This is a genomic window from Paraburkholderia sp. SIMBA_030, from assembly GCF_046535245.1.
GTDB lineage: Bacteria > Pseudomonadota > Gammaproteobacteria > Burkholderiales > Burkholderiaceae > Paraburkholderia.
Map to the genome: position 1 here is coordinate 1 of NZ_JAWRXB010000550.1, position 271 is coordinate 271.

Annotated in this window: 1 protein-coding gene; it reads left to right on the plus strand. The window is 60.5% G+C overall.

The features are described 5' to 3' along the window. On the plus strand, positions 1 to 271 hold a 271-nt coding region (locus SB772_RS41160), incomplete at both ends, for a hypothetical protein (RefSeq protein WP_410838669.1).

Sequence of the window (271 nt, forward strand, 5' to 3'; positions counted from 1 at the left end):
CGAACGACGCTCCGGTTCTGTCGACCGGCCTGTTCGGTATCGGCAGCTTCGATTCCATCATCGAAGCCTCGAACACCACCAATTCGCCGGCCGTGGATACGGCCAAGGGTACATTGTACTTCGTCGATGCCGACCTCAGCGATACGCAGCACACCGCTTCAGTGACAAACGTCGTCGCAACTGGTGATGTCGCCGGCATCCAGCAGGCGCAGCTGCTCGGCTTCATGCAGACGGCCGTGCAGAACGGTTCGAACAACGGCAAGCTCGCCTG